This is a genomic window from Synechococcus sp. R6-5 (assembly GCF_047461775.1).
Lineage (GTDB): Bacteria > Cyanobacteriota > Cyanobacteriia > Thermostichales > Thermostichaceae > Thermostichus.
The window spans coordinates 1-8,346 of the sequence record NZ_JANSHV010000197.1 but is presented as its reverse complement, the minus strand read 5'-3'; the positions used below and the strand labels follow the sequence as shown (position 1 = coordinate 8,346).

Sequence of the window (8,346 nt, the reverse complement as noted above, 5' to 3'; positions counted from 1 at the left end):
GGGGGGGGCTGTTGGGGGAGAGGAGGCGTGTAGGCAGGGGGTGGCGTTGGGATGGGGGTGGGTTTTTCCAGATCCTCAAGTCGGGGCAGGTCGGCGGGCTTGGGCTCGACACCAAGGCTTCTCAGCTTGGCTTGCGTTTCTTGCACTTGCGCATTGAGCTCTTCCAGGTAGGCGCGGTAGTGGTTGGCAGCTTCCAGGTACTGCTTGGCTTTCTTTTCGTTTTCCCGGACGACCGCCTCCAGTTCTTTGGTGCGAACGGTGTAATCGGCCTCTTGATTGGTGAGGTTTTCGATGGCTTGGTTGAGTACAGCCCGCCGTCGCTCCAGTTGGGCTACAATTTCCGACAACTGTCGTTCTCGCTCGCTAAGGCTGCGTTCCCGGTTTTGAGTTTGTTCCAGTTGAAAGCTGGCCTGGCTGAGCTGCTCTCGCAAATACATCACCTGGGGCTCCGTCTCGTTGCGTTCCTGTTGCAACTCAAAGACCCGCGCTTCCAAGTGATCTTTTTCCTGCTGCAACACTTCCCGCTCGTTCAAAAGACGGGTGTAGAGCTGGTTGAGAAAGTCCACCTCCATCACCACTTGGCTAAGCTGAGTGGCGTATTCCCCAACCAAAGCCAACTCCCGAGCAAGGTTTTGGGTTTCACTGGTGGCTTGATCGGTGAAAAACTGGGGAAGTTGGGTGGTTTCTCTGAGGCGTTGGGTAAATTGCTTGAAGCGGAAAGAAAAGTTGCTCGCCATTGCCGGTGCGGTAGCCTCGAAGATCAGGGGAATGCCGATGGTTGGATTTCACAGGGCTTGGATTGCTTCCAATCTACTTGGATTGCTTCCAATCTAACATTGAGCTACAGCTTTTGCGGAAGCTTGCCTTAGGTGGGATCGGGGGGAGTTTCAGGGGCCGGCATGGCAACTTCCCCAGAGGGATCCCGCTTCTCGGATTCCGGCTGGGGGTTTTCTGCCGCTCTGTTTTTAACCTTGTCTTTTTGGTCTTTCGAGGTGCCTTCTGAATCCTGGCCGGAGATGCGGCGCAGCAGCCGTTGCAGGAGTGGGCTGCGGCGATTGCCGAGGACGGAGAAGCGGCTTTCAATCTCCTCGACGGGGACGGGATCCATTTGGGCCAGCTCCGGCTCGCTGAGGAGGAGTACCCGTATCGTTGCAATGGGGATCTGCAAGAATAGGTTGGATCCCCAAAATCCAAAGGCAGCTATGGCTAGGCCGGCCAGGCGGGTGCCGTTGCCAGGGGTGAGCGGGGCAAAGAGGGGGGCAAAGTCGTAGAGGCGCTCACCGACTTCCAGCATCAGGATTGCCGCCAACAGCGTCAAAATCTTATGTTCGGGGCTGAGGAAGGCGGCCAAGATGCGGCGCTGCTCGAGGGTGAGTTCTTCTGGGGGGACAGAAGCCACCCACACGCTAAAGATGTCAAACGGTTTGCGCCACTGCATAGCAAAGACCGGCCCAATGCCCACCACGGCCACCCAAGCCTGCTCCGCCCCCACCGGCAGGAGGGGATCCCCTGTGGCCAGCCCGATCAGGGTCAGCCCCACCCACAAGGGGAAGAGGAGGATGCCGGCGGCATGGATCCAGAGGAAAGGTTCCTGCCAATGGCTGCGCATGGGGAGATGCCAAAAGGGACAGGGGAGAGCAGGGCTAGGGGCGGGATTTGTCCACCACTTCCAATTCTGTGAGGCGGAAGGTGACTAATTTGTCCCAGTTGCCGCCTTCAAAGAGGACAGCGGCATGGTTGTCGGTAACCCGCTGTACCTGGCCCTCAAAGCAGTAGTAGGTGTCGTTGGGGTTGATGACCCGCACGGCAACGCCGGGGTAGATCGGGGGAAGGGCTTCGAGGAGAGTTGGGGTTGGAGTCGTGTTCACGTTTCAGCTATCCTCTTTTTTTGCAGAAGCTCTGCCTTACTATTATGGGGGAAAGCCCCTCTCTTGCCGAGTCTCCCCCTCGTTGAGCTTCTTCCCACAGCGGTTCGCCGAGGGTTGGGCAATGGCTGAGGTGTGGCTGCCAGCCCGCTAACACGAAAGGGGCCTGCACTGCGACTTCGACGGTCAACCCAGCTCCCCCTCAAGGCCCCAGACCATGGCTACCGGCGCACAGTCTTCCCCCTCCCAAATCTGGCATGTGTTGGTGATCGATGATGAACAAGGACGGCGGGCTGTGGCCCTCAGTGCTGCCACCTATTCCATCGGCAGGGATCCCAGCAATGCGATTGTCATCGATTCGGCGGCGGTTTCCCGGCAACACGCGCTGCTGCTGCGGCTACCCCAAAAAGATGGCCAGTATACCTACCGGCTGCTGGACGGCAATATCGAGGGCAAGCGCAGCACCAACGGCGTCTCGGTGAATGGGCAGAGATGTTTGAGCTGGGATCTCAAGGATGGGGATCAGATCCTGTTGGGGAATCAGGTACGGATGCAGTACTGCATTCGCCAGTTGTCAGACGAAGATTTTCAGCGGTATCTCCAGTCTGTAAGCTTTCGCAGCGTGAAGGCGGAGGTGGTGGATCGGCGCTCCACAACCATGCAGCGGTTTGATCCGCCCTCGATGCAGGCAATTTTGCCCCAAGAGGAGACGACGGAGAGAATTGACGTGAAGCCTCAACGCCGCAATCCGCTGCGGCTGCTGTTCCAGACCCTCTGGGGGCGTTTGAGGGGGAAGCTGAGATAACTTAACCCTCGGGGATGCCCACCCGTTCTGAGTCTGGGAGCGATGATGCGGTCTCGTCGGCGCCGCCTTTGCGCTCTTGCTCTGACGCTTCTGCCTGCAAGTCCAGGAGGGAGGGGGAGTTGGCTTCCCCAATCAACACTCCCCGCAGCCAGAGGGGAGCGACAAAGGTGGTGGCAATCACCATGACGATAATGCTGACATCGAGGGCATCGGAGAGAACCCCACTGGCGGCCCCCACACCGGCAAACACCAGGCCCACCTCACCCCGGGGAATCATGCCCACTCCGATGGCGTAGCGGTTGATGCCCGGCTTGCCAAAGGCCCCCAAGCCCGCTGCTAGCTTGCCCACAATGGCAACTCCGATCAAGAAGACGGCAATGATCAGCCCCTCTCGGTTGACGGGGAGGGTGGGGTTGAGTACGGCAAGGTTGGTTTTGGCCCCAACGCAGACGAAGAAGATGGGCACCAGTAGGTCGGAAATGGGCTTGATCTGTTCTTCCAGCTCTTGCCGTTTCTCGGTTTCGGCCAAGATTAAGCCAGCGGCAAAGGCGCCCAAAATCGCTTCTAGATGAATGATTTGCCCTACATAAGCCAGCAGAAAGGCCAGCACAAGGGCGGGCAGAAGGGGGTTACCTCGGGTCTTCAGGCTGTTGAGAAGGGCCACAAAGTAGGGGCTGAGAAGGCGCCCCAAAACAATGGAGCCGACCAAGAAGAGGATGGCACTGAGGATGATGATGCCAATATCGGAAAGGTTGACTTCTCCGTTTTTGGCCAAGCCCGCCACCACGGCCAAGATGATGATGCCCAACACGTCATCCAAGACGGCGGCGCCGATGATCACCTGTCCTTCTGGGGAGGTGAGTTTTTGCAGCTCGGCCAAGACGCGGGCGGTGATGCCGATGCTGGTTGCTGTGAGGGCAGCGCCGGCAAATATGGCGGGGATAACGGGCACATGAAACAGGTAGAGCAAGCCCAGGGTTCCGGCCAGGAAAGGCACAGCAACGCCGATGACGGCTACGGCTGCGGCTTGAGGGCCAACCCGCAACAGCTCGGCTAGATCCGACTCGAGGCCGATTTCAAACAAAAGGACGATCACCCCGATCTCGGAGAGGATGTCGATGATCTGGCTTTGGGAGGAGAACACCTGTACCAGGGATCCCTCGTCGAGTCCGGCAGTGGCTTGCAGAAATTGCATCAGTGCTGAGGATTGAGCCAAGGCGTGCAGCTCTTGGCCGGAAACTTGTCCTTCTGGGAAGACAAGCAACCCCAGAGCGGAGGTTCCCACCGTAACGCCCCCCAGCAATTCTCCCAGCACCGGCGGAAAGCCGAGGCGAACGGCGATTTCTCCGGCAATACGGCTGGCCAGATAGATGACCACCAGAGCCATCAGCACCGCCGCCAAGATCAGGGGTAAAAGATTGGCAGCCCCTTCCGGTTCAAGGGGGGCAGCGGCTTCAACAGCAAGCAACACTGAATCTAGGTTGTTCAACAGCAAGATCTCACCCTCAAATGATGAACAGCTTTTTGTCTCGGGCCGGCCCTGGTGGGAACGCTGCCGTTCCCATTCCTTTCGCCCTTCTGCTGGAAGACTGTTACAGAAGCTAACCTCCCTTGGGAACTGTTGGCAACGCCCAGGTAGGCACTCTTATACTCCAGATAATTGATACTTATCTGGAGTATTGCCCTTCATCCCTTTGCATCAGGGGGACGAAGCCCTTATCACCCCGCTCCTGGAAAACCCCTCAGAACCGGCAATCCAGGACAAGCTGCTCCTCAGGAGGAAGCCTCGCCTTGGCCCGGTGCAGGGTTGGATCCATCCGGATCGAACGGTGGCCCAGACAGATCCAGAGGATTAAACCGGTTCATGGCCGTCATCAGTCCCTCTTGCCAGCAGCACTCCACGGCCTCTACCGCCACATCCAACACCCGCTCCAGCACCTCTTGTTCTGCAGGCGCAAATCCCCCCAACACATGCCCGACCACATCTTGGCTGCCCTTGGGTTTGCCCACCCCCAAACGCAGCCGTGGAAACGCCTCGCTCCCCAAGTGCTGAATGATGGACTTCATGCCGTTGTGCCCACCGGCAGAACCGGATCCCCGCAGGCGCAGACGACCCAGCGGCAGATCCATATCGTCGTACACCACCAGCACAGAGGCGAGATCTAACTTGTACCAATCCAGCACCGCCCGCACCGATTGGCCGGAACGGTTCATGTAGGTTTCCGGCTTGAGCAAGCGTCGCTTTCCTCCCAGGGCAAACCCTTCTCCGTAGCTACCTTGGAATCGCTTCTCCAAAACCAACGGGATCCCCCAGCGCTGCGCCAGCCGATCCACCACCATAAAGCCGCAATTGTGGCGGGTATTGGCGTATTGAGGGCCGGGATTGCCCAGGCCCACAACGAGCTGCAGGGAAATCTCATCGGTTCCCTTGGGCTTGACCTGGGTCACAACGTTTCTCGCCTCCTCGAGCTAAAGTAAGGCATCGCTGCTTTGAGTGGTGTTGGCGTGTTTTCGGGCTGCTGATCGCCCCGGAGGTTCGGATACCCAGCCGGACTGAGTCGGGACAGCGGTGAGGATCCCTGGGGGCAAATGGCTCGCCGCCCATGACTCTGCCATTGTTTATTGTCAACGCTCATTGTGAACGCTTCTGACCAACCCTGCTATGAGCCTGCCCACCCCCTTCGGTCTTCACCCCAGCACAACCGAATTCGATGCCTCGGATGCCCTGCGCCTCAGCCAGCGTCTGATTCAGGTGGGGATCGCCCTCTCCTCAGAAACGGATCTGCAGCGGCTGCTGGAGTTGATTGTTGCTCAAGCCCGAGAACTGACCCACTGTGATGGGGCCAGCCTTTTTGTCCGAGAGGGAGAAGAATTGCGGTTTTTCGTGGTCAACCGCCATGAGGAGCTGCGGGATCTGCGCTTGCCCCTCAGCCCTTCCAGCATTGTGGGCTACGTGGTGCTCACCGGGGAAAGCTTGAATTTGCCGGATGTCTACCACCTGCCCGCCGACCGGCCCTATGCCTTTAACCCACAGGTGGATCGGCAGACCGGCTATCGCACCCGCTCCTTGCTCACTGTGCCCATGCGGGATCCCTCAGGAAAGATCCTCGGCGCCCTACAACTGTTGAACCGCCTAAAGCCGGATCACCCCACCCCCCTAGCTCCTGACCAAGTGGCCGAGTGGAGCCAACCTTTTTCTGAGCTGGAAGTCAGCGTGGCAGAAGCCTTGGCCTCCCAGGCGGCGGTTGCCTATCAAAACGCCCAATTGCGGGAAGAGCTCAAATCTGCCCACTTCGAGACCATCTTCTGTCTGTCTGTGGCCGCAGAATACCGGGATCAAGATACCTCCTTTCACCTGAAGCGGATGAGCAACTACTCTCGCATCATCGCCAAGCACTTGGGCCTATCCAGCCATGAGCAAGAGCTGATCTTCTACGCCAGTCCCATGCACGATGTGGGCAAAATCGGGATCCCGGATGCCATCTTGCAAAAGCCGGGGCGTCTGACCCCAGAAGAGCGGCAGATCATGAACCGCCACCCTGAGATCGGCTACGAAATTCTCAGCAAGTCCGACTCCGAGCTGATGCAAAAGAGCGCCATCATCGCCCTTACCCACCACGAGAAGTTCGACGGCAGTGGGTATCCGCGCGGCCTCAAAGGAGAAGGGATCCCTCTAGAAGGGCGGATTGTGGCCTTAGCCGATGTATTCGATGCCTTGGCCAGCCGTCGCCCCTACAAAGAAGCCTGGGCTTTGAATGAGGTCTTTCAGTTTGTAGAAGACAACAGCGGCAGCCATTTCGACCCGCAAGTGGTGGCCGCCTTTAACCGAGGACGCAGCGAAATTCTGGAAATCTACCACCGCTATCAAGAAACCCGCTAAATCCAGCTCCAGATCAATCAGGGATCCAAGATACCAACCCAGAACATTCAGCTCCAAAGGGATCCGTCCCAGCAAACCGCAAAGAAGGGATCCCAGGCCATCCTTCCCGCACAATTCTGCAAAATCCTATGGGCAAAAGATGGGATCCCAGGGCAAACTGAAGGTGGTCGATTTTCTGCAGGAATCACCCCATCAAAGGCCGATTTAGGGCCGACTTTTTGTGTTACTCTACACATTAGCATCCAACCCATCTGTACCCAACGTGTGCCGACGATCCCTGTGATGGCTACCCTGACAAATCCACCCACTCCTACCCTATCGATCAACACCAAGCTGCGCGATTTGGCCTTGGTGGAGTTTCAGGTGAGCGAGTCCACCCCTTGTGAGAACGTGGTGCGCCGCCTAGAAGATGACAGCAGCCTTTCAGGAGTCATCGTGCTGGACGAGCGGTCACAGGTGCGGGGAATGTTGACCCGCCGCGCCATTCTGGAGTGGATGCTTAGCAAGCCCTACGGCCTGGATGTGTTTTTGAAGCGGCCCATCAGCTCCATGGTAGAGTTCCATAGCCGGGATTTTCTCTTGCTCCCCGGCGACTGCGATGTCATCCAAGCAGCCGACCGAGCTTTCCAACGGCCCGAAGAGACCATCTATGACCCCGTGGTGGTTCAACTGGGATCCCAGGACTACCGCCTTCTCGATGTGCCGGTGTTGTTGGTGGCCCAGGCCCAGGTGCATCTGGCCACCCAGCGCAAGCTACAGGAGCAGCAGGAAGAGATGAAAAGGATCTTGGCAGAGCTGGAGCAGGAAAAAAACCGCAGCCTCCAGTATGCCCGGGATCTGGAGCGGCAAAAAGCCGAGATCCTCAACCAAAACCTGGCCTTAGATATGGAACGCCGGCGGGCCCAACAGCGCTCTGAGGAGCTGGCTCGCCTCAACGCCCGCATCATTGAAATCAGTTCTGTGCTCTCTGAGAGAGGCAAATCCACCTTTGCCGCCACCTTTGCTGGGGTAGAAGCGGTGCGCACCCTCTTCCAGGAAATTGCCGACAACAACCAGGAGCTATCCCGCGAACTCAAGGAGATCAACACCATCGTGGATTTGATCGTGGAGGTGGCAGGATACATTCGCCTGCTCTCCTTTAACGCGGCTGTAGAGGCCAACCGCAGCGGTGGTGCCGGTGGCTTTGGAGCCATTGCCCAGGAGATCCGCAAATTGGCCGGGCGAACCACTGAGGCCAGCAACCGTATTCGCAGCTTGGCAGAGCGTATCCAGCGCCAGAGCCAATCCACACTGCAATCGGCCCAGAGCAGCGCTGAGGTGGTGCAATCCCTTTACCAGCAGGCCCAGTCGGCCCAGTTGGCCCTGGAAGAGCTGCAAACCCTGTTGGAACGAGCCCAGATCTAGCCGAACTTTTGAGATTCTTTTGGATCTTGAGATCCTATGGTTGCCATGGTGACTAGGGGGCAGCTTTCCCCTCTCGAATCTCATAAGTATAAAATTGCCCAGCCACGGCAAGGGTTTCAAAGTGGTAGGTGGGCAAGGAGATCCCCAGTGGGCCAAAGTTGAGCAACGACAAATCGGTGGCGTAGAGGCTGAAAAGGATAAAATTCTGCCGGCGGGTTTGGCGCATGAACAGAGCTTCTAGTTCGGGCTGGAGCTCTCGGACAAGGGCATGACATTCCTCGATCAAAGTGACCAAGAAAGACGGGATCTGAGCGCAGTATTCTCGCGTAGCGTAGGCGGCCAGTTGTTGCCCTGCATGGGTTCTGTACTGATACATTCACGCTGAACTCTCC

9 protein-coding genes are annotated in these 8,346 nt (G+C 57.9%); 3 read left to right on the top strand and 6 right to left on the bottom strand.

Annotation, left to right across the window (positions count from 1 at the left end; translation table 11 throughout):
- The 3 genes from NW818_RS10620 to NW818_RS10610 form a co-directional block, all read right to left on the bottom strand.
- Window positions 1-737: hypothetical protein (locus NW818_RS10620; RefSeq protein WP_414424531.1), on the bottom strand; the 737-nt coding region annotated here is incomplete at its 3' end.
- A gap of 128 nt (window positions 738-865) precedes the next feature.
- Complete coding sequence (locus NW818_RS10615; protein ID WP_414330836.1) at window positions 866-1,609, bottom strand: low-complexity tail membrane protein; 744 nt, start codon at window positions 1,607-1,609, stop codon at window positions 866-868.
- Between the two features lie 34 nt (window positions 1,610-1,643).
- Window positions 1,644-1,868, bottom strand: a complete 225-nt coding sequence (locus NW818_RS10610; protein ID WP_011432364.1) for an NAD(P)H dehydrogenase subunit NdhS — start codon at window positions 1,866-1,868, stop codon at window positions 1,644-1,646.
- 214 nt (window positions 1,869-2,082) lie between these two features.
- Between NW818_RS10610 and NW818_RS10605 the strand changes: the two genes are divergently transcribed.
- Complete coding sequence (locus tag NW818_RS10605; RefSeq protein ID WP_414330833.1) at window positions 2,083-2,670, top strand: FHA domain-containing protein; 588 nt, start codon at window positions 2,083-2,085, stop codon at window positions 2,668-2,670.
- A 1-nt stretch (window position 2,671) separates the two neighbouring features.
- Here NW818_RS10605 and NW818_RS10600 read toward each other — a convergent pair whose 3' ends face one another.
- Together NW818_RS10600 and pth are read right to left on the bottom strand one after the other, a co-directional pair.
- Window positions 2,672-4,138: a cation:proton antiporter gene (locus tag NW818_RS10600; RefSeq protein ID WP_414424532.1), complete on the bottom strand. Its 1,467-nt coding sequence runs from the start codon at window positions 4,136-4,138 to the stop codon at window positions 2,672-2,674.
- 305 nt (window positions 4,139-4,443) lie between these two features.
- On the bottom strand, window positions 4,444-5,118 hold the full coding sequence (gene pth / locus NW818_RS10595; protein WP_414424530.1) for an aminoacyl-tRNA hydrolase: 675 nt from the start codon (window positions 5,116-5,118) through the stop codon (window positions 4,444-4,446).
- Window positions 5,119-5,332: 214 nt separating this feature from the next.
- Between pth and NW818_RS10590 the strand changes: the two genes are divergently transcribed.
- On the top strand, window positions 5,333-6,550 hold the full coding sequence (locus tag NW818_RS10590) for an HD domain-containing phosphohydrolase (RefSeq protein ID WP_414424529.1): 1,218 nt from the start codon (window positions 5,333-5,335) through the stop codon (window positions 6,548-6,550).
- Between the two features lie 282 nt (window positions 6,551-6,832).
- A complete protein-coding gene (locus tag NW818_RS10585; RefSeq protein ID WP_414424528.1) occupies window positions 6,833-7,954 on the top strand; it encodes a methyl-accepting chemotaxis protein in 1,122 nt (373 codons plus the stop codon).
- A gap of 52 nt (window positions 7,955-8,006) precedes the next feature.
- Here NW818_RS10585 and NW818_RS10580 read toward each other — a convergent pair whose 3' ends face one another.
- The gene (locus tag NW818_RS10580; RefSeq protein WP_414424527.1) at window positions 8,007-8,330 is read right to left on the bottom strand and encodes a DUF4359 domain-containing protein; all 324 of its coding nucleotides are present in this window, start codon (window positions 8,328-8,330) and stop codon (window positions 8,007-8,009) included.
- Window positions 8,331-8,346 lie beyond the last annotated feature (16 nt).

Coding starts and splice junctions, on each gene's coding strand:
- NW818_RS10615 (WP_414330836.1), bottom strand. CDS start 1,609: ATGCGCAGCCATTGGCAGGAACCTTTCCTCTGGATCCATGCCGCCGGC.
- NW818_RS10605 (WP_414330833.1), top strand. CDS start 2,083: ATGGCTACCGGCGCACAGTCTTCCCCCTCCCAAATCTGGCATGTGTTG.
- NW818_RS10590 (WP_414424529.1), top strand. CDS start 5,333: ATGAGCCTGCCCACCCCCTTCGGTCTTCACCCCAGCACAACCGAATTC.
- NW818_RS10585 (WP_414424528.1), top strand. CDS start 6,833: ATGGCTACCCTGACAAATCCACCCACTCCTACCCTATCGATCAACACC.
- NW818_RS10580 (WP_414424527.1), bottom strand. CDS start 8,330: ATGTATCAGTACAGAACCCATGCAGGGCAACAACTGGCCGCCTACGCT.